Source organism: Bradyrhizobium sp. SYSU BS000235, assembly GCF_049747295.1.
Lineage (GTDB): Bacteria > Pseudomonadota > Alphaproteobacteria > Rhizobiales > Xanthobacteraceae > Afipia.
Window position 1 is genome coordinate 1,228,559 of record NZ_JBMHJM010000001.1, and the last position, 20,574, is coordinate 1,249,132.

20 protein-coding genes are annotated in these 20,574 nt (G+C 57.7%); 5 read left to right on the forward strand and 15 right to left on the reverse strand.

Annotation, left to right across the window (positions count from 1 at the left end):
- Positions 1-55: 55 nt before the first annotated feature.
- Positions 56-754, reverse strand: coding sequence for a hypothetical protein (locus tag ACP0KA_RS05675; protein ID WP_424627865.1), 699 nt, complete (start codon positions 752-754; stop codon positions 56-58).
- Positions 755-1,413: 659 nt separating this feature from the next.
- Complete coding sequence (locus ACP0KA_RS05680) at positions 1,414-1,590, reverse strand: hypothetical protein (RefSeq protein WP_424627866.1); 177 nt, start codon at positions 1,588-1,590, stop codon at positions 1,414-1,416.
- A 179-nt stretch (positions 1,591-1,769) separates the two neighbouring features.
- Between ACP0KA_RS05680 and cax the strand changes: the two genes are divergently transcribed.
- A complete protein-coding gene (gene cax, locus ACP0KA_RS05685; protein ID WP_424627867.1) occupies positions 1,770-2,876 on the forward strand; it encodes a calcium/proton exchanger in 1,107 nt (368 codons plus the stop codon).
- A gap of 3 nt (positions 2,877-2,879) precedes the next feature.
- Here the strand turns inward: cax and ACP0KA_RS05690 are convergent, their stop codons facing one another.
- The 4 genes from ACP0KA_RS05690 to ACP0KA_RS05705 form a co-directional block, all read right to left on the reverse strand.
- The gene (locus ACP0KA_RS05690) at positions 2,880-3,803 is read right to left on the reverse strand and encodes a DUF2950 domain-containing protein (RefSeq protein ID WP_424627868.1); all 924 of its coding nucleotides are present in this window, start codon (positions 3,801-3,803) and stop codon (positions 2,880-2,882) included.
- Positions 3,800-5,365, reverse strand: a complete 1,566-nt coding sequence (locus tag ACP0KA_RS05695; RefSeq protein ID WP_424627869.1) for a DUF3300 domain-containing protein — start codon at positions 5,363-5,365, stop codon at positions 3,800-3,802. The genes ACP0KA_RS05690 and ACP0KA_RS05695 overlap by 4 nt, the downstream gene beginning before the upstream one ends.
- 144 nt (positions 5,366-5,509) lie before the next feature.
- Positions 5,510-6,742 (reverse strand): HlyD family secretion protein, encoded by a 1,233-nt coding sequence (locus ACP0KA_RS05700; RefSeq protein ID WP_424627870.1) that lies wholly within the window; start codon positions 6,740-6,742, stop codon positions 5,510-5,512.
- A complete protein-coding gene (locus tag ACP0KA_RS05705) occupies positions 6,735-7,193 on the reverse strand; it encodes a hypothetical protein (protein WP_424627871.1) in 459 nt (152 codons plus the stop codon). Before ACP0KA_RS05705 ends, ACP0KA_RS05700 begins: the two co-directional genes overlap by 8 nt.
- Positions 7,194-7,353: 160 nt before the next feature.
- Between ACP0KA_RS05705 and ACP0KA_RS05710 the strand changes: the two genes are divergently transcribed.
- Positions 7,354-7,806: a hypothetical protein gene (locus tag ACP0KA_RS05710; protein WP_424631491.1), complete on the forward strand. Its 453-nt coding sequence runs from the start codon at positions 7,354-7,356 to the stop codon at positions 7,804-7,806.
- Between the two features lie 81 nt (positions 7,807-7,887).
- Here the strand turns inward: ACP0KA_RS05710 and ACP0KA_RS05715 are convergent, their stop codons facing one another.
- The 5 genes from ACP0KA_RS05715 to ACP0KA_RS05735 all read right to left on the reverse strand — a co-directional run bounded on the left by ACP0KA_RS05715 (position 7,888) and on the right by ACP0KA_RS05735 (position 12,796).
- Positions 7,888-8,337 carry a hypothetical protein gene (locus ACP0KA_RS05715; RefSeq protein ID WP_424627872.1) on the reverse strand — a complete coding sequence of 150 codons (450 nt, stop codon included), beginning with the start codon at positions 8,335-8,337 and terminating at the stop codon, positions 7,888-7,890.
- 114 nt (positions 8,338-8,451) lie between these two features.
- On the reverse strand, positions 8,452-8,802 hold the full coding sequence (locus ACP0KA_RS05720) for a response regulator transcription factor (RefSeq protein WP_424627873.1): 351 nt from the start codon (positions 8,800-8,802) through the stop codon (positions 8,452-8,454).
- A 184-nt stretch (positions 8,803-8,986) separates the two neighbouring features.
- Positions 8,987-9,619: a response regulator transcription factor gene (locus ACP0KA_RS05725; protein ID WP_424627874.1), complete on the reverse strand. Its 633-nt coding sequence runs from the start codon at positions 9,617-9,619 to the stop codon at positions 8,987-8,989.
- A gap of 9 nt (positions 9,620-9,628) precedes the next feature.
- Positions 9,629-11,494 carry a sensor histidine kinase gene (locus tag ACP0KA_RS05730; protein WP_424627875.1) on the reverse strand — a complete coding sequence of 622 codons (1,866 nt, stop codon included), beginning with the start codon at positions 11,492-11,494 and terminating at the stop codon, positions 9,629-9,631.
- A 222-nt stretch (positions 11,495-11,716) separates the two neighbouring features.
- Entirely contained in the window at positions 11,717-12,796 is a 1,080-nt protein-coding gene (locus ACP0KA_RS05735; RefSeq protein WP_424627876.1) for an AI-2E family transporter, read from the reverse strand.
- Between the two features lie 276 nt (positions 12,797-13,072).
- Here ACP0KA_RS05735 and ACP0KA_RS05740 point away from each other — a divergent pair, with 276 nt between their 5' ends.
- Entirely contained in the window at positions 13,073-13,501 is a 429-nt protein-coding gene (locus ACP0KA_RS05740) for an N-acetyltransferase family protein (RefSeq protein ID WP_424631492.1), read from the forward strand.
- A gap of 276 nt (positions 13,502-13,777) precedes the next feature.
- Here ACP0KA_RS05740 and ACP0KA_RS05745 read toward each other — a convergent pair whose 3' ends face one another.
- Positions 13,778-13,948 (reverse strand): Flp family type IVb pilin, encoded by a 171-nt coding sequence (locus ACP0KA_RS05745; RefSeq protein ID WP_424627877.1) that lies wholly within the window; start codon positions 13,946-13,948, stop codon positions 13,778-13,780.
- A gap of 216 nt (positions 13,949-14,164) precedes the next feature.
- Positions 14,165-15,709 (reverse strand): acetolactate synthase large subunit, encoded by a 1,545-nt coding sequence (locus tag ACP0KA_RS05750; RefSeq protein ID WP_424627878.1) that lies wholly within the window; start codon positions 15,707-15,709, stop codon positions 14,165-14,167.
- 292 nt (positions 15,710-16,001) lie between these two features.
- Between ACP0KA_RS05750 and ACP0KA_RS05755 the strand changes: the two genes are divergently transcribed.
- A complete protein-coding gene (locus tag ACP0KA_RS05755) occupies positions 16,002-16,571 on the forward strand; it encodes a L,D-transpeptidase (protein WP_424627879.1) in 570 nt (189 codons plus the stop codon).
- Positions 16,572-16,754: 183 nt separating this feature from the next.
- A complete protein-coding gene (locus tag ACP0KA_RS05760) occupies positions 16,755-17,501 on the forward strand; it encodes a DUF2927 domain-containing protein (protein WP_424627880.1) in 747 nt (248 codons plus the stop codon).
- Between the two features lie 74 nt (positions 17,502-17,575).
- On the opposite strand, the gene ACP0KA_RS05765 is transcribed toward ACP0KA_RS05760, so the two are convergent.
- Together ACP0KA_RS05765 and ACP0KA_RS05770 are read right to left on the reverse strand one after the other, a co-directional pair.
- The gene (locus ACP0KA_RS05765; RefSeq protein WP_424627881.1) at positions 17,576-18,748 is read right to left on the reverse strand and encodes an isovaleryl-CoA dehydrogenase; all 1,173 of its coding nucleotides are present in this window, start codon (positions 18,746-18,748) and stop codon (positions 17,576-17,578) included.
- 158 nt (positions 18,749-18,906) lie between these two features.
- Complete coding sequence (locus ACP0KA_RS05770; RefSeq protein ID WP_424627882.1) at positions 18,907-20,388, reverse strand: methyl-accepting chemotaxis protein; 1,482 nt, start codon at positions 20,386-20,388, stop codon at positions 18,907-18,909.
- Positions 20,389-20,574: the final 186 nt, after the last annotated feature.

The following is a 20,574-nucleotide window of genomic DNA, read 5'->3' on the forward strand; positions in this document are numbered from 1 at the left end:
GAAGCACGCCGCATCAATTCGTTTGTTATGAGTCAAAGCCGAAAGCCGCGTGGAGCTAATGGCCACGAGAATCCTCGATCGTGCTCGGCTGGCCTTGCGGCTCGGTCGCGTTCCCATCGCGCAAAATGGAAAAGCTGACCAACAGGACCCAGAACGGAAACACGAGCAGGCTCCAGCCGAAATACGAGCTTCCAATCAAGAAAAAAGCTGCAATGGCGTATCCTGCAATCGCGAGCCAACGCGGGGTTAAACGGGTATAAATCGCAATCGGCGACGTGGTGACCATGAAGACCCCGGCTGCCTTCACCAGGTAGATGTTGACCATTCCATAGGCCAGTCCGCGTGCGAAATGGAACGTGGGTGAGTGGACGACCTCTTCCGGAGAAGCGTGGAAGGCGATAATGATTGCCCCAACAACCGCCGCCGCCGCGAACAGCATCGCGAGCAGCAAAAATGCGCTTCCCAGGAACACCGTTGCAAAGAACTGATCCTCGCGGGCGCCGAGCCTGTCGCGCAGCACGCCGACAAACCACAGGAAGGCGATTCCGGCGAATGGCACGAGGTTCATGGCAAGGGCGACATACGTTGTATCGTCGATCAGCCACGCTCCTCGTTCGAGGGGATCAGACGGCACGGATCGGCGCATCAGAACGAAGACGGCGAACAGCAGCACTGAAAATACGATTCCCGCGAAAGCGGCAGCTTTTGGGGTCTTCAGATAGGCACCCGTCACCCTGGCCTTACCCGTATCCATCGCGGCCTCGTGCGAAGCGACTGTGAGAACTCCCCCGCGCCAATCTCCCTGAGTTCATAAGAGCCGGAGGGATCACCCAGAATGGCGGACTCGCGTCATCATTATACAAGACGCAAGCGTCGCCCTCCCATCTGACACACCTGCGACCAAACACGAGCGCCGCCGCGTTCATTCCTTGTGCGAAGCTTCCGGCTTTTGTCGTCTTGACGCTTGAGATAGATCAACAACCTTCCGTCGGTGACTAGGCTCCTATGGTGCCCCTCATCAACGGAGGTCTTGATGTCCAGTGCTCGCATCGCCGTCCTGTCAGCCTGCGTGCTGTTCAGTATCTCGCTGTGTTCATCGGCTTTGGCACAGCCGAGACTTTCGACCCCAGACTGCGAAACCTGCAAAAATCGAGACTGCTCGGGCCGCCACATCACATGCAGCCAAAAAACCTCTCTCAGTCGATTTAAATGCGAAGCCCGAAAGAAGCGGTGGGTGACGCGATGCGAGACTGCCAAACGGATCTGCATCGCAAAGTGCGACGCGCAGCGATCATAGAGACCCCGCCGTTTACTCCAGCTGCGGCACTGCGCGGCCTTCAGTAGCCGATACGTCCCGCAGCCAAAGTACGCGATGAAGCTCGCACGTCCGATCATGGCAATCTGTGCGGTCGCTCAATCGCGCTCACGCTTATGCCGCTCGAGCCGTAATCTCTGCGCCCTCATCCGCTTAATCTCTTCGTCGAGGGCGTCCATTTTGTCACCCAGCTGAGCGTCTTTCGATTTCAGCTCATCGCTGCTGCGGATTTTTTCGAGTGCTTTCTCAACGGAGAGCTTCGTGATCTCCGCCATTGGCTCCTCCCTTTCTTCCAGAGACCTAAGCTATGCGCGCCGCTGTCGCGAGCGCCGCCTTTCGCCCTTTATCCACTAAAGGCAAGTCTTATGCTCACGGAATGCATTGAGGCAGATCAACATCCTTGCACCGAGCACCTTCAATCTCGACGTGCGCCCGCTGCGGGAGTAAGCCCACCGTGACGTCAAAACTCGAGGACATTCGGAACAGGCCGCTGCTCTGGATGATAGCCTTTGTTCCGCTCGTTCTCGTCGTGGAAAAAGTCGCACCTTCAGCTCATACAACTCTGTTTATCCTGGCGATCCTGGCCGTCATCCCTCTCGCCGCCCTTCTCGGGCACGCAACAGAAAGTATTGCTGCGAAAATGGGCGATGCGATTGGTGGGTTGCTCAACGCGACCCTGGGGAACTTGACCGAGCTCATCATCGCGATAGCAGCGCTTAAAGCCGGAGAATACGTGCTGGTGAAAGCCTCAATCGCGGGTGCTATTGTCACCAATTCGTTGTTCATGCTGGGCGCATCATTTGTGTTGGGCGGCTTGCGACACCACATTCAGGAGTACAACCGCGCCGGCGGGAAGCTGTATGCAGGGTTGCTACTGATGGCAACGATCGCTCTTCTCGCTCCCGCAGCTGTCGCCGACATCGATCTGTCACAAGGGCGGCAGATGGCGCAATCATTAAGCACCGGTCTCGCAATCCTTCTTATCGTTGCGTACGTGCTGGGCCTGACCTTCTCCCTCGTCACGCACAAAGAGTTGTTTGCAAGCGGCTCGCATCACGAAGTGGATGAAATCTCTTGGCCGTTTGGAGTAGCCATAGGCGTACTCGCTGCTGTGACGGTGTTGATCGCACTGGTCAGCGAGATATTCGTGAGCTCAGTCCAAAAGGCGGGAGAGACGTTGGGAATAAGCCCGGCATTCGTCGGGTTCGTCATCGTTCCGCTGGTGGGAGCCGCGGCCGAAATGGCTGTAGCGTTTTCTGCAGCACGCAAGAACCGACTCGATATGAGTGTCAGCATCGCGTTAGGGAGCGCTTCCCAAATAGCCCTCTTCGTGGCTCCCGTGCTCGTCCTCCTGAGCTACGTGATCGGTCCCAAACCGATGGATCTGCAGTTCTGGCCGGGCGCCGTGAAAATGGTGCTGATCGCGGCCGTGACCTCCGTCTTCATTATCAACACCGGCCGCTCGGCATGGTTTGTCGGCGTCCTCCTTGTCTTTATCTACGTGATATTCGCCATGACCCTCTACATGGTGCCGCCGGGGACCTATGCCGCCGCTTTGTAACGACTAGTCGGCGGGCACTTTCTTCCACGTCTGGTCCGGATCGAACAGTCCCATGCGTTTGGCGATGGCCGCGGTGTGATATCCAAGATCCTTCTGATAGACGGTGCCCGCATGATTGACGATGAACGTCATCACGCCTGAGTTGCCGTAGTCAGCCGGATAGGCAACCAGCGCGAATCCTCCGATCATCTTGCCCCAGGCCAAATAATTGAGCGCACCACCCGGAGCGTTCGGCCCCTGCCCTTTCAAGATCCGATAATAGTAGCCGTGATACGGCGCCGGATCTTGCCCCACCTTGTAGCCTTCGGCAGATGCCTTTGCCGCGAGCTCTCCGAGAGGGCTCGGATCCTGATCATCACGCCAATACAGGCCGTCTTTCTTGCCTGGGCTGCTCACCACGCGCTGCGCATAGACGCCGCGGCCGGCGCCGGTGCGATCTTTCTCGGCGTATTCATTCTGGGCATCCACGTAAGCCAGGCACGTCTGAATGGCCGCCAATTCGTTCCGACCGATCCGCCGGTAGAGAATTTCCCGGCGGCCCGATGCAGTATCGAATTTCCAGCCGTCGCGCTCGTTTACCAGTGGAATCGGAAATGGAAACTCCTGCGATCCGACGATCAAGGTGGCGGTCTTGTTTGCGTCCACTTTGACGGAATGCTTTTCGTCATAGGCCGTCGTGAACCTCTCCCGCATCTCCGCATCGTCGACATCGTCTCCCGACTCGATGATGTCGTCGGTGTCCCGGCCGAGTATCTTGCGGATATCCCTCTTCGTCCCCGACTTGAGCGCGTTGACCAAAGCCTGAGCAGCGTCTTCCGGCGTCGGGAAGCTTTCTTGGGCAGAAGCCACAGAAATAAAGAGAGCAGAGGCGATCGCAACGGCAACTGCGATCGAGCTGATTTTTCGCAACAAGCGGAATGATGTCATCGCTGCACCCCCGCTTGTTTCGGAATGACCGCGCCGGCCGCGCGCCATTTCGCGTAACTGCTAAAAGGAAGTCCCAGCTTCTGGTACTTAACCCTGAGATAGCCGTCAGATCCGCGGGTCACAGCTTCCGGCATAACGTCGCGGACCTCTTGAGCGATGACACCAACATAGGCTTTGTTGCTGCCGAGATAGCTGAACCGGTAATAGCCGAGGCCGTTCTCCAGATGGCCGAGCAAGACGACGTCGTGTTTCAGCGCGATGTCGGAGCGTCGTCCTCCGCCGCCGCGGAAACCTCCACCACCGCCGCCGCCGCGGAATCCACCGCCACCTCCTCCTCTGAAACCGCTCATTCCGCCACCGCGCGTTGCTCCGGCTCCGGCAAAGCTCGCGCGGCTCACTCCCGAACTGGCAAAGCTTTGCCGTCCCCGCGCGGCTTGGAGGTTGGCCGCCCTTCCGGATGAGACATTTCTCAGAGCACCGTCGCGGCCGCCGCGCCCCGCGCCGCCGCCAGCCGTCCGCGCACGGTTGCCTGCACTTGCGCGATTACCTGCACTTGCGCGATTGCCCGCCTTACCTTTATCAGCGCCCGCACGACCGCGATCCGCAGCTCGATTTGCGGCGCGATCGCCGGCGCCGGCCCGATCCTGCCCTGGACGAAGGACTTCTTGTCCGCTGCGGCCGCGGAAATCCATCCGGTTCGCGCTTCCTGCGCGCTGGGCACTGTTGCCAAAGCGCTGCTGGACAGCGGCGTTGTTGTACCGCACGCCTTGCCGGTGCGCTGGATTGTGCTGCCAGGTCGTACGGATGGAGCGATTGACAACGAAGCTCCTGTTGCCCCAGTTGCAGCCGCCGCCCCAGTAGTTGCCCCAGCGCGCGAGCGCGAAGCCTGCACCGAACGCAATGCCGGTGGCGATGATCCCGGCGCCGATGTACGAAGGCACACCGAAGTAATAGGGTGGATACTCCGCATACGGCCATGTGCCGTAGACAGTCGCGGGATCGTAATAGGGAACGTAAAGGGTGTCCGGCTCTGTCGGTTCAATGACGATGACCTGCTTGCCCTCCGCCTGCTGGACACTGACCTTCTGCTGCTTGGTTGTTGCCAGCTTCTGGTTGGCCTGGGCTCTTTCGCGCAGACGTTGGACTGCGTCCATCACGTCCGGCTGTTGGGCGAGCACAGCATCGCCGAGATCCTTGGTCCAGTCGATCTTCTTGCTCATCATGGCAAGCACATCCGGAGTGCCCACCAGCGCTTTCACGCTGTCATCCCATTGCTGTTTATCCACCTCTGCCTTGAGCTTGTCCCCCTTGAGGCTTTTCCGCTCTCCCAACCATCGATCGGCCTGGACCACCTCCAACGGATAAGTGGATGCAGCCAGAACATTTGCGAGCAAAGCGTCGGGGTACAGTGCGATCGGCGCGACGAGCGCTTCGAGTTGCTCCGGCTTGAGGGCCTGCTCACCTGGCGGAGGCGACGCTGTGTCACTTCCTTGAGCACGGACCACAGTTGGTGCCGCAACGGCGAGAGCAAGAGCGACCAGAATTCTTCCGCAGCACCACATGCCGGCCTCCGTACGCGTTCGTGGTCTTTTGCAGGAGGCTTATTTGCATGTCGGATGTATGCGGATTTTGACTTGGATCAAAACCCGTATCAGCAATCCCGATCACCAGTTTGCGCCCCGCGAAACTCGTTAACGACCACGCGGCTAATGCCCGCCCAGGACCAGTGTTTTGAAGGGAAGAATTAAAGCCTGAATCCGAAGCAACATCGCGTGGACAAGACCAACTGCATCGACGGCATGCAAAGCCATACCCCTGACCGCGCCAACTTTGTTCGATGAAAGCAGCTCATGATTGCTGGTATAAGCATTGACGATGCAGCTGCTGCCTGGAGCGACACTGTCCAACCCGCCGTTATAAAGCGGCTCGAGGAACACAAGGATCGTTCCTGGACGAACGATGGCCTGAATATCGATTAGATTTTCTCCTCCCCGAAACTGACCGGCAGCGATGTAGTCCTGAACGCCGGTGACGACCATTGGAATCACTGTCCACGGCTTTGAGACGCAAGTCGCTTCGGCGATCATTCCGGGTTTCAGCACCTGCGCTTCGATCTGACCAAATCCCGCCTGCAACATGCCCTGGCCTGCATCTTCCGGTATCAGTATTCCGGCGGGTCGCATCAATGGATTGACGACATCGCCGACACGAAGCGCAAATTGCTCCACGCGGCCGCTCACACCGGCTTTGACAGAGGTCTTTTCCAGCTCCACCTGCGCCTGGGCCAATGCAGCTTCCGCACTCGCGCGCTCGGCGGGCAAAAGTGTTGTTACGCGGAGCGTCGCCGATTCTTTCGCTGCGGCTGCAGCATCGATCCCGCTTTGTCGTCCGTCCGCAAGTACCTGCAGCTTTTCAATATCACGCTGCGGAACGATACCGGGATTACGTCGCTGCAGCTCGGTTTTGACATCAAGCTCATCCTTCGCCTGCTGGTAGGAACTTTTCGCCTCTTGAAGCTGCGCTTCTGCTTTCAGGATATCTGCTTGTGTCGAAATGATCTGAGCATCGACCTCCGCGATCTTCCGCTTCGCGACATTTAAGGCGGCCTCCTGCTTGGAGCTGTCCAGCTTGAAAATCAGATCGCCCTTGGAAATCGGGTCGCTGATTCCGACGTGCACCTCTGCAACCCGTCCGGACGTCTCCGGCAGGATCGGTACGGTTCTGAAGAGCAGCGCAGCGCTCGTCGTCGATGGATGAAAGTAGAAGATCAGGGTGATGAGAGAAACTGTCAGCAGCAAACAAGCACTGATGCCCCACCTCAGCTCGAACCACACCGAGTAAAACGTGATCTCCTTGCCGATCCGTTTGCCCTGCGCATAGCGGCGATAGAGATAATCCGGAACGATCGTGAGAAGCGAACAGAGGAGAAGCTCAAGCATGGCTATGCTCCTCTTCTTTCGAACCGCGTGCGAGAGGCGTGCTATCTACAGGGCGGGGTGTCGGAAGAGTATCACCTGCGTCAGCAGCGGCCTTCGTTTCAGTGTCGTTGCGGTCCGCAATCCGTTCAGCGGATTCCGCAATGCTCCGGAGCGGCGTGCCGAAATCGGGAATATCAATGAAGGCAAGCAGCAGAGCAGCGATCCAGAACAGGTGGATGTGAGTAAACAGCGCAAGCAAACCCAAGATCGCAACGATCTCGAATTGGAGTTTTTGTGACTTGTGGGCGATCCGCTCAGGCAGGCTGTGCAGCCTGAGATAAAAGTTTCCGATGGCAAGAACCGCCGCGACGAGCAGGACGCCCATAGCAACCATCAGTATATCCGTGTCGCCGGGAGCGGTGATGAAAAATGGCAAATGGTGGGGTGCCAGGGGATGGATTTGGTCAGTCAACTGAAGCACTCCACGACATACGGCTCTTCACGCTATCCAGCATGTAGCGTGTGGTCTTCCGAATGAATGATGCTTGATCTGGATCAAGATGGAGGGGGCAGCCGGCCCACTATCATCGGCACCATAGGGGCAGTGAACGATGAGCTTGGAAGGGTCCGCCATGCCCGTAAATATCGACGATCTTCTGCCTTCAGCGAAGGAAATTCAGCGACAGGCAGCGATCAAGGATTCAGATAAAGCCGAGCAATATGCCAAGCGCGCAGCGGCGGTCGAGGCCGAAAAGCGAGCGTTAATTGACAAGCTCAGTCAACCGTCCGGCCTGACGGAGGAACAGAAGGTTCAACTGGCCTCGTCGGTCATCCAACGCGCGGTGAGAAACGGACTTTCGGAAGTGCAGGTCTACCGCTTTCCCAATTCGCTGTGCACCGACCACGGCCGCGCGATCAATCAGCAGGAAGCGGGCTGGGAAAAGACTTTGACAGGAATCCCCCGCGAAATCTTTCAACTATGGTCCGACTACCTCCAGCCACGCGGCTACCGCATTCGGTACCAGATCATCGATTTTCCCGGCGGCATGCCGGGCGACATCAGCATCGTGATCGCGTGGGGCTGACTTGATCTTCTGCCGCTTCTGAACCCTCGCATCCTTGCAAAGAACGCCGGATGCGGTCCGAGATCAAGCATCGGACCGAATCTACTCCATGGTTATCTGCACGCCGCTCACCGCTGCGGACACTTCGATCCCGACCTTTCCTCCGTGAAGTTGCAGGATCACGCCCCTGGCGTTTTGAAGCTGAACAGCCCCCGCGCCACCCGCCAGCGCACCGCCCACCCCGATCGCATTGTAACTCCCCGCAATATCGCCGGGTCCGCGGAGGTTGAGTGCGCGACCAACCAGGTGATTGGTTGACACACCGGCGGTCAATCCTACGCCCAAACCGGACACCCGGAAGGGATAGTTATGCCCCCGGAATGTTAGGACTCCCCGTCCGCTGCCAACACCGACGATAAAACCTGCCTTGCTAAAGCTGACTCGAACCGATCCCGTCGCCGCTTCCAATGAGCTTGACAGGCTCGACGCAACTAATCCCAGCAAAGCGATCTGAAAAACGCGACGTCTGGAAATTTTCACGGATGACTCCATCGCTGGCAATCTCCTTGTGGAGATGATGCCCGGCGATCTCTAAAGATCAGCAACCGGATGGAACTTGATCCAAATCAATCTGGTCGCGGTCACGTGTTAGCGCTGTCCGGCAAACTAACTCCAATTTGCAGACGCCTTCTCTATCGGCTCAATCAGCGCGCTCGCCGGGAAGGGCTTGCGAAGATAGGCAATGCAACCCGACTCCATGGCAGCCATCCGCGTTGCGGGATTGTCCTTACCGGTTATGAAAATCACCGGCAGGGAAATGCCGGATGCTCGAAGTTGATGTCGCACTTCGATCCCTGATTCATCACTCAGATTGACGTCCAGGACAATACAACAAGCCTGATCGAAATCGCCGTGCTGTTGAAGAGCCTCGGCGGTTTCGAAAAGCACGCTTTCAAAACCGTGCGCTCGCAAAAGCCGCTGCACACCCTTGAGCAGGCTCGGATCGTCATCCAGCACGAGAACAACTTTGGACTGAGGCAATGACAAGCCTCCCTATGTTGAACCGTATATATCGAACGATGTGCTAAATTTCCCGCTTATCTGGGAGCGCACAATCGTCGGTGACGTTCGGATACGCCGCTCCTTAAGAGATTCCTATTGTCTCTTGGTACAACAGGACCTGGAATGCCTCGAAACGGAACTATTTCAATTCGGCACCGGCCGCGGACAGGACACCCGCGCGCTCCGCCAGGGACACGAGCTCGGCCAGTGATTGGACTTGCATTTTTTCCATCACCTTGTGCCGATGCGCCTTAATCGTGCGTTCGGTTGCGCCAAGCTGTATCGCGATCTGCTTGTTAAGCTTTCCCTGAACAACAAGCTCGAAGACCTGCCGCTCTCGTGGAGTCAATGCCCTGATCTGCGCGCGAAGCGCCTCGAGCTTGTCCGTTAGCCCTCGCACCGCTTCGTAACGCGCCATGGCTTGCTGAATCGCACAAAGAAGCTGCTCCGATGCGACTGGCTTCGTCAGAAAGTCGTCGGCTCCCGCCTTGATGGCTTGCACCGTCGTGCGAATGTCACCGTAGCCGGTCAGAAAGATAACCGGCAGCTGCACGCCAAGCGAACTCAGCCGGCGCTGGAGCTCCGGGCCACTCAGACCTGGAATTCTGACATCCAGGAGAATGCAGCCGGGCTGACGCTTGTCCGGAAGCCGGTCCAGCAAATGCTGAGCAGAAGAGTATGTTTCCACCTCGTATCCGGCTTTGGTGAGTCGCCGCCCCATGGCCGTTCGAAACGAAGCGTCGTCATCAACGATATGGATGGTCCCCTGCATTCCCACCTCCTAAGACGGTTGTGCCAGCGGTAGAGCGATGCGGAATACGGCGCCGCCGCCGGTCTGATTTTCCGCCCAAATTCGCCCTTTGTGAGCCTGCACGATGGTACGCGCAATCGACAGTCCGACGCCCATTCCCTTTTGCTTTGTCGTGAAGAAAGGATCGAATATCTGATTGAGTTTGTCCGCTGGAATACCAGGACCGGAGTCCGAGATGGAAATGATCGCTTTACCGCGCCCATCGATCTCGGTTTTTCCTATCAATGCTTTGCCATAAGGCATGCTGGCCATCGCATCCATGCCATTGACCATCAGATTCAGAATCACCTGCTGCAATTGAACTGAATCCCCGCTGACCTTCAATTCACCCGGCAGCGACTCCAGATAAAGCGCCACGTTTCGCGAGTTCGCCTGCACAGATAGGAACTCAAATACCTCATTCATGGTGCAGTTGACGTCGATCGTCCTGATCTCGAATGGCACGCGCTTCAGAAAGCTTTTCAGCCGGCTGATGACTTCACTGGCGCGAAGGTCATCCCGCTTAATGTCTGCCAGAATTTCCCTGATTTCAGCCAGATCCGGCGATGGGGAATGAAGGATGAGCTCCGCGGTTTCGGTGTTTGTCAGAATAGCTCCCAGCGGCTGATTGAGTTCATGCGCGATTGAGGACGACAATTCGCCCGCCGCAGACTGCCTGTTGACGTGAGCCAACTCCGTCATTCGATTTCGGGCCTCAGCCTCGGCATCGTTGCGCTTATGCCTTTCCTGAAGCAGACCGGAGATAAGCATTGCCTGAACAAGCAGTGCCGCGCCGATTGCGATACTCTGCCATCGATACTGTTCCCACAGACTTGGGTCTCGAAATCGAATTTCGCTGCCGTCCGGCAACGCGGATTCCTCCACCCCCCATTTCTTCATTTGCCGCCAGTTGAAGATCGGCTTCACCGCATCGGGCAGCGCAGCGATGGGAATTCTTGCGGGGGCTTCACCATCAAGGACACGGAGCGCTCGGGAGGCCGCATCCCTTCCGATTTCGGAAGGCAACAGGACGAACCCGCCTATACCACCGCGCTCAATGAGTGTTTCAGATGCGACAATGATCGGGCGATTTGCCTTCTCTGCAATGAGCCCGAGGCCAACCCCCGGAGGATAGTGAGCGCCCTCACCATCGGAATACACGGCTGTGTAAATGATAGCGCTGCGATCATCCAACCGGGAAACCCTCTCTCTGATTTCCGTCATGGTACGACCGACGATCTCCTCGACCTGCAGGCCGGCGGTTACATTGGGAATTTCATCCTGCCAGCTCCCGAACAGGACTTGATTGCTCCATGCATCGCCGATGAGCACGATCCGATCGAGGTCAGGCACAATTGCGCGCGCTGCGGTGATCTGATCCGACAGGCGAACCCTGATAAGGCTGCCCGTCATCGCCGGTGAAGGTTTCAGCCTGGCCAAGCTCAGCGCGGCCAGGTCTCTTTCGTTCACCATGGTGAAAACGACGGGAGCGTCGGGCCACAGCTCCGCACGCCAGTTCAAGACATGCTGTAACGTCGCCGCGCCAATCGCGACAATGACTCCGATCGGCGTCGTCCGATACTTGACTTGAAGATGTTTCCGAAGGCTTTCTTCGTAGGCCTCGCCCTTGAACCTGCTCAGATCGAGGCTTTCGGTGTAAAGCGTGATGTGGGAGCGGCCATCTGCATTCACGGCGGCCCGAAGCGCCGAGAATACCTCATAGTAGAACGATCCACGCAGATCTGATTGGTCGAGAACGAGAATGGACTGCGGCGGCCGCAACTCGCCCGCAGTCAGACATGCAGGCATCAGCAGCAGAACTGCGCAAAGTACGAGTCCTCTGATCCGGATACTCATGACAATCACGCGGCCAGACCCCGTGCCAAAAAGCTAACACGCGTGAACGGCGTTGGGAACATTTCCGGAGATTGGCCCGTTGACTAAGTCAACGACCCGATAAGGCAGCATGACTGTCCTTTCGGGGCGCAGCTGGCAGAACTGGACCTGTGGTCGCGACAACGAAATTCCCGCGATTGAATGCGAGAGTGCCAAAAATCCACGTGGCCCTTCTTCCGCGATTTAAGTGTGACCTCGGCCCAGAATCTCGACGGTGCCTTCCGTGCTCGCGAGACTTCGATTCGGCGGGTCATCGCGCATCCACGCCATCAGCAATTCCCACGCCGCCGCGAGTATGATCGGTCCAACAAAGAGACCAATAATTCCGTGCGCCAGCATTCCCCCGAGAACCCCGATCAGAATAACGAGAGTCGGCGTTGTCAGTCCCCGCCCCATGAGGAGTGGTTTGAGGGCATTGTCTGCCAGGCCGACGACTATCAGATACGCCGTGATTGACATGGCCACCGTGAAATCTTTTTCCATCCAGATCCAGATGATGACCGGGAGCAGAACGAACACCGCTCCAAGCTGCAGGATGCCGAGAACCAATACTGCGAACGCAATCAGACTGGCGCCTGGAACGCCGGCTAATTTCAATCCCAGCCCGGCCAGGATCGACTGCAGAATTGCGATCCCGATGACGCCTTGAGCCACCGTCCGGATCGTAGCGCCCGCCTGTGACAGAAGATGCTCACTTCGCTGGGGCGCAACCCGGGCGAGAATAGTGTGTCCTCCCTTCACCAGCGTCGGCCCCATGGGAAGCAGGAAGCCGGCCAAGATGATTGACGCCAGGAATTTGAGAGTTTCCGTTCCAGCGCTACCTGCAAAAGCGAGGATCGCAGTCGCTATGGGCTTGAGAAAAGGAGCGATCTCGCGAAAGGCCGTGGCGAGATTGCTGGAAGCTTGCTTCCAGAAATCATGCATCTGGACACCGATCAACGGCAGATCTTGAAGGCGTGCCGGCGGCGGTGGAATCGCAAGGCCACCCAAATCAATCTGCCGCGATATCTCGCTGACGGCTTCGATCAATCCAAAGCTAAGCCACGCCATCGGGCCAATGACAATTGCAAGGAATGCGATCGTCAGCATAGCCGCGGCTGTTTTGGGCCTGTCGCCGAGATGTTTTGCCAGCCAGCGATGCGGCGCGTAAAGAGCAACGGTAAGGATAAGCGCCCACACCAGGATCGGAATGAACGGGCGGACCAGAACGAAAGACCAGTAGATCAAGAATGCGAGCAGGCCAAGACGCAGCGCAAGCTGCATTGTCTCGTCGCTGAATCTGTTTCGCCGAAATGATTCCACGAAGCTTCACCGATGTTGGCTCCAGCAGTTGCCGGGGGTTCCAAATTTTCGGCGCCTTAGTCCGCCTCCGCTTGATTCAGATCAACCGGCCAGCCGGCTATTGTCCTCACAAGTACGCAGAACCAGCCGGAGCAAGCGGCGAAAATGCTGCGAAACGCAGACTATTCGAGCGTGGAACCTTTCCATGGCGGCGGCACAATTGAAATCCGCGCTCTCAAGCCGGATGATGAAGCCGATATGCTCGCGGCAATCGACCGCACGAGCACGGAATCGCGCCAACGCCGCTTTTTCGTGCCGAAGCGCGGATTTTCGGATAGCGAGATCACGTTCTTCATGAAGGTCGATTTCGTCGATCATGTCGCCCTTGTTGCGCAGATCAACAATGCGGGGCATTCCGAAATCGTCGGCGGCGGACGCTATGTCGTTACGAAACCAGGCCAGGCTGAAGTCGCGTTCGTTGTTATCGATGCCTATCAAGGGCGAGGAATCGGAAAAGTGTTGATGCACCATCTCGTTCAATGGGCTCGTGATGCAGGGCTCAAAGAACTCGTTGCGGAGGTTCTCCCGGATAACCACTCAATGCGACGCGTCTTGAATAAGGCCGGCTTCGCGTCCTCTCGTGGCAGTGATCCTCAAGTTTTACATTTCTCACTCGCACTCGCGTAAGGGATACTGCTCTCGCCAGATGGCGTCGCGACGACTCTCAATTGGACTGTCGGCGACCGCGAGAGGGTCGAAACGGGCGCTCAGGAACAAGTCCTGCAAATGAAAGGCCGTCACGAAGCCCAAGGCTTCCTGTATTCTCGACCGCCTCCGTTCGACCAATTTGAACGCTTTTTGGCGCAAGCGCGGCAGGAAGAACTTACTGCCTGATCGATCCCATGAAAGACTCGCGGTTCAAGCCAAAGCTCATAGCAAGCCAATGAGTCGACGATGCGAAGACTACTTCTGGTCTTTCAGCGCGTCTTGAACTGCGGTGTACTGACCTTTGACCGAGGTGCCCAGAGTGCTGACAATGGTCACGATAGCAGCGGCAATACCGCACGCGATCAATGCATACTCGATCGCGGTCGCAGCGGTTTCATCTCGCAAAAATCGAATAATCAAATTCATCGAAGCAGCCCTTACATATGAAGACTTAGAGCGCCATCACCTTCAAACGTTATGGACAATCTAGTTGGAAGAAACTGCGGAAGTTTTAATTCGACGTGCATTAATTCTGGGGAGGCCAGTCATCAGGAGCCTCGCCGGAACAACCGCAAACAAGCCAGCGGGCAAATGCCCGTCGTTGACGTTCGGTGACGCCCGCTGGCTCGATAATCGCGTCAATTACATAAGGACTTCGATCAGGCGCGGACCTTTTTCCTTCACCGCTTCAGCCAGGGCCTGGTTGAACTCGTCCACCGTTTTGACGGAACGGCCGGATACGCCCATACCCTTCGCGAGAGACACCCAGTCGAGGGTGGGATTGTCCAGATTCAGCATGGCAAGCGCCTTGCGACCGGGCTCTCCAGCCTCCACGCCGGCGAACTCACCCTTCAGGATTTGGTAAGTACGATTGGCGAAAACGATGGTCGTCACATCCAGTCCCTCGCGGGCCTGAGTCCACAGCGACTGCAATGTGTACATGGCACTGCCGTCACCAACCATGCAGATCACCTTGCGGTCGGGACATGCCACCGCAGCCCCGGTCGCGACCGGCGTCGAGAACCCGATCGACCCGCCCATATTCTGCAGCCAGTCGTGCGGAGCCGCGGCAGCCGTCGGCGGGAAAAATCCGCGGCCTGTCGTGATCGACTCGTCAACGACGATTGCGTTTTCCGGGATCGCCATCGCGATGGCCTGCGCAATGGATGCGTGCGTAAGCGCACCGGTCGGCTTGGCGAGCTCGACGAGCTTTTGCGGCACGATATCCGACGCCTTAGCGCCAACGGCGTCAGCCAGCGCATGCAGCGCGGCCACCGAGTTCTCGCCCGCTTCACACATGCGATGAACCTCGCAGCCCTCAGGCTTTAGCAGGCTCGGCTTGTTGGGATAGGCGAAGAACGCCACCGGATCAGACGTCTCCACCAGAACGATATGACGGAAATTCTTCAGGATCGGGACTGCCTGTTCGATCACATACGGGATTCGATCGATCGAGAAACGGCCACGGCCGCGCGCCATAAGCGGATTGTAGGTCTGGCCCATGACCTTGCAACCGGTCTTCCCTGCAATCTGCGAGGCAAGCTTCAGCCCTTCTTCAGTCAGAGACTTACCAGTCAGCAACAACAATGTCTGCTCGCCGCTGCGCAGGACCCGGGCAGCCTCATTCACGGCTTGGGGTGAATAACTCGGACGCTGGGAGTTTTCCGGCACCTGGGCGATGCCATCGGCCTCGTTCCATGCGGTATCGGCCGGCAGAATGAGCGTTGCGATCTGCCCAGGCGAACCATTGGCAGCGGCGATAGCAGCGGCTCCATCGCGCGCAACGGACTTCGCGTCCGGAGACGTCCGCACCCATGCCGACATCGGGCGGGCGATCCCTTCGATATCGGACGTCAGCGGAGCGTTGTACTCGATGTGGTAGGTCGCGTGCTGCCCGACGATGTTGACGATGCCTGAATTTGCCTTCTTGGCGTTGTGCAAATTGGCGAGGCCGTTGGCCAACCCCGGGCCAAGGTGAAGCAGCGTCGACGCCGGCTTTCCGGTCATGCGGTAGTATCCGTCCGCAGCGCCGGTCACGATTCCCTCAAAAAGGCCAAGTACACAGCGCATACCGTCGACCCGGTCGAGCGCTGCGACAAAGTGCATTTCCGAGGTTCCAGGATTGGTGAAACAGACGTTCACGTCACCTGCGACCAGCGTCCGCACCAGACTTTCCGCACCATTCATCATGTCACTCCCATTCGCCTTCGCGTTTTTGTGGTCGGCCAGATCAATCACTCTTATGACGCCCCGTCAAAGGACGCCCGGCCCGATTCGTCAAAGATGGCGTGCATAATCGTGCGGGACGGTGCTTTTGCGCAACGCCGTTTCTGGAAAGCGTGCCATCACGCGCCCGTGGCTTGCGAAACGGCCCGATTTGTGGCCTGTCTGGTATGCTCGCGCAAATCGTCACATGCCAATGCTACAATCCCTTTGCTGATCTCCCGACACTCTCGGGCGGCTTTTTATGAGGATTCTGATGACGCGCCTTTTTACTGTTATCGTAACGGCCGTGACCTTGCTGGTCGGCACCGGGGTTGCCATGGCGGACCCGGAAATGAACCCGTTTTTCAACCTTTTTGGCGGCGGCGCCCCCAGCGGCACTGGCCCCATTCCCCGCACAACGGTGAGTTTTCCAAACAACTACGCCCCCGGCACGATCATCATCAATACCAGGGAACGCCGGCTGTATCTGATCCAAAACAGCAGCCAAGCCTTGCGCTATGGCATCGGCGTCGGCCGCGATGGCTTTCGCTGGGGTGGCGTCCACCGCATTTCCGCGAAGAAGGAATGGCCGAGCTGGACCCCGCCATCACAGATGCTGCGCCGCCGTCCGGATCTGCCGCGCCACATGGTCGGCGGTCCGGATAACCCGCTCGGCGCACGGGCCATGTATCTCGGCTCAACGCTTTATCGCATTCATGGCTCGAACGAACCTGAGACCATTGGGCAAGCCGTATCCTCCGGCTGCTTCCGCATGGTCAATGATGACGTGATCGACCTCTACAATCGCGTTCATGTCGGAGCGACCGTTATCGTCAAGAACTGATCGCGCGGAACAATACAAAGGCCGGCCATCGTGCCGGCCTTTTTTATTTTCGGGAACGCAACAGCTGCTCTTGCACGAGATCGCGGGTTGCGGCTACCTCCACCAACAATGCAAATCCTTTCACCGCTACGGCAAATTGCGCTCGGCATCGCGGCCACGTTGTGCGTCGGGGCCCTGCTTGCCATGGCTCTTCCACAGTTTGCTTACGCAGATCCCGCAAGTATTGCCGCGCGGCAGCGCAATGACAAAAAGACGTTCACTGACAGCCAGATTATCGAAGGCTTCATGAAGACCGCTTTCGGGGCGGAATACCATCTCGCCGGCCGCGTCGACAGAATCCGCAAGTACCACATGCCGGTCCGCGTCTTCATCGATGGTTCCAGTCGCATTGATCGACACACGCAGATCGGCAAAGTGATCAATGACATCGCCAAACGCGTGCAACATCTCGACATCGCCGTTACGAACAAGCGCGACGACGCCAACACCATCATCACGCTGGTGCGCGACCGCGACCTCCAGAAAACAATCACGTCATTCTATGGTGCAGAAAAAGCAAAAGAGATCAGGGAATCTCTTGATCCTCAGTGCCTGTCCGGTTTTCGCAAGAACGATGAGTACGAAATTCAGCGCTCCGACGTCATCCTGACGGTCGATAGCAGCGACTTTGTTTTTCTCGACTGCGCCTACGAAGAATTGCTGCAATCGCTCGGACCAATCAACGACACGAACTCTGTCCCGTGGACGATGTTCAATGACGACGTGTCGATGGGCTTCTTCGATATCTACGACCAGTACATCATGAATATTCTTTATGATCCGCGCATCAGAGCCGGCATGACCGTCGATGAGGTGCGCGCGGTCCTGCCGGACATTCTGCCGGATGTACGATCCTGGGTCGCCAAGACCAACCATCTGCCGTCGCCATAAAAAACCGCGTGACGGTCGATCTTCCGTGATCATCAGCGCGAGCCAGCTTGGCCAAATCGCGTTAGCTCAAACCACTATGACGACTTATCGAAAAGCTCGCGCCCGATCAGCATGCGGCGGATTTCGCTGGTACCGGCACCGATCTCGTAAAGCTTCGCATCGCGGAGCAGCCGCCCGGTCGGATAATCATTGATATAGCCGTTGCCGCCGAGCAACTGGATCGCATCCAGGGCACATTGCGTGGCGCGCTCGGCCGCATAAAGAATGGCGCCGGCGGCGTCCTCGCGCGTCGTCTCGCCGCGATCGCACGCCTTTGCCACGGCGTACACGTAAGCCCGCGAGGCGTTCATCGCGACATACATGTCGGCGACTTTGCCCTGGACGAGTTGGAAGCTGCCGATCGGCTGGCCGAACTGCTTGCGCTCGTGAACGTAAGGCATCACCACATCAAGACACGCCTGCATGATGCCAAGCGGACCGGCCGCCAGCACGGCGCGTTCGTAGTCGAGGCCGGACATCAGAACGTTGACGCCACGTCCCACATGACCGAGCACGTTCTCTTCGGGAACTTCACAATCTTCAAAAACCAGTTCCGCAGTGTCTGAGCCCCGCATGCCGAGCTTGTCCAGCTTCTGCGCCGTCGAAAACCCCTTCATGCCTTTTTCAATCAGGAAAGCGGTCATCCCGCGCGGGCCCGCAGATGGGTCGGTCTTGGCATAAACGACCAGCGTCTCGGCGATGGGACCGTTGGTGATCCACATCTTGCTGCCGTTGATGATGTAGCGATCTCCCTTTTTGTCGGCGCGTGTTTTCATCGACACGACGTCCGAGCCCGCGCCGGGTTCGGACATGGCGAGCGCACCGACATGCTCCCCGGAGATCAGCTTCGGAAGATATTTCCGCTTCTGCGCCTCGTTGCCGTTGCGGCGAATCTGGTTGACGCAGAGATTTGAATGCGCGCCGTAAGACAGGCCGACCGATGCGGATGCCCGGGAAATTTCCTCGAGTGCGACGCAATGCTCAAGATAACCAAGTCCGGAGCCGCCGTACTCCTCCTCGACGGTAATGCCATGGAGACCAAGCGCACCGAGCTTGGGCCACAGGTCACGCGGGAACTGATTGCTCTTGTCGATTTCATCGGCACGCGGCGCAATTTCGTTGAATGAGAAATCGCGGACTGTTTCCCGGATCGCATCGGCCGTCTCGCCAAGGTCGAAATTGAAAACACTGTGCACATTCGAAGTCATGTCTCTCTCCCCGGGCGGGTTTTGGCAAAGTTTGACGACGACAATGCCACGCGCCGAGCACCGGGAGAAGAGGCGGAAAAGCCCGAAGTCTCTCGTGGCGTCACGCTAGGGGTGAAGACACTCGGTGGCCGGCGCGAATGCCGGCCATACTCCGAGAACTAGGCGAGTGCGCGTGAGGCTTCTCGGACTTTGCGAGTCGATTCATCGACGGATTTCGTTGCCCGGGCGATGTCGTTCATGTTGGCATTGATGTCGTTGACGCCCTTGGCGGCGACTTGCATGTTCGACGAAATGCTTTGAGTCACCGAAGCCTGTTCTTCGACCGAGGCGGCGATCGCCGCGGAAATCTCGTTAACGCGGGAAATCGTCTGGGTAATGGCCTCGATCACGGTGACCGCGCTAGCTGTGGTGCCTTGGACCTCGGCGACCTGGCCGCTGATTTCATCGGTGGCTTTCGCGGTTTGCGTCGCGAGGCTCTTGACCTCGGCGGCCACCACCGCGAACCCCCTTCCCGCCTCGCCTGCACGGGCGGCCTCGATGGTGGCATTCAGAGCCAGCAAATTGGTCTGATCCGCAATACTGTTGATCAGCTTGACCACATCTCCGATCTTCTGAGCGGCAATTGCGAGCCCGGACACGATTGCATTGGTCTCGTTGGCCTGCTGGACCGCCTGCTTCGAGATGCTGAGAGCATCCGACGCCTGACGGCTGATTTCACCCACCGAGGCCGCGAGCTCTTCAGCACCGGATGCCACAGCCTGCATGTTCGATGATGTCTGCGTCGAAGCGCCGGCAGCCGATGTCACCCGCTCGGACGTCGAGGTCACTGCATCGGTAATCTGGGCAAGATCGATGTCGATCGACTTTTGCAATTGCCCTCGCCGAATCCGGTCTTCGACCTGCGCGGTCGTGTCGGTGGCGAACTTCACCACTTTGAAAAGCTTCCCGTCCGCCCCAAGAATCGGGTTATAGGATGCCTGAATCCAGATCGGCTTTCCGCCTTTGGCGACGCGCTTGTACTCGGCCGCCTGATACGTCCCGCGGCGAAGCGAATCCCAGAACTCCCGATATTCCGCGCTGTCACGATAGGCCGGTTCAACGAACATGCGGTGATGCTTGCCCTGAACTTCATCCAGCCTGTATCCGAGGGTCTTCAGAAAATTGTCGTTGGCGGTGATGACCGTGCCGTCGAGGTTGAATTCGATGACCGCCTGCGATTTTTGAATCGCATTGATCTGGCCTTCGTAGTCGGCGTTTTTCAACCTCTGCTGCGTGATGTCAGTGGCGAATTTCACCACCTTGAAAGGCTTGCCGCTGCGGTTCATAAGCGGGTTGTAAGACGCCTGGATCCAGATGGGCCGGCCGCCTTTGGCGACGCGCATATATTCTCGGGCCTGAAACTCGCCGCGGCGAAGCGCATCCCAGAATTCGCGGTACTCGGTACTTTCCCGCATCTCGGGCGTGACGAACATGCTGTGATGCTTGCCTCGGATTTCCTCCAGCCGGTACCCCATCGCATTAAGGAAATTCTGATTGGCCGTGATGATCGTGCCGTCGACGTTAAACTCTATGACCGCCTGAGATCGATCAAGCGCGTCCAACTTTGCACTAACCTCATGTGATGATTTAAGAAATGGCATATTCTGCGTCCCATCAGAATTCGCTCTGCGAACACAAATATGAATGGAATTCGTTTAAGTTGGATTGACGTGAACAGTTTGTTCAGGAGTTCCGTTTATGGAACCGCGCTTTTGCCGCGGGCGCCTTGCTCTCGCCCCCGCTGGACGCTGTAATTTGTCCGGGCCGGATTGCGGATTAAAATCCTA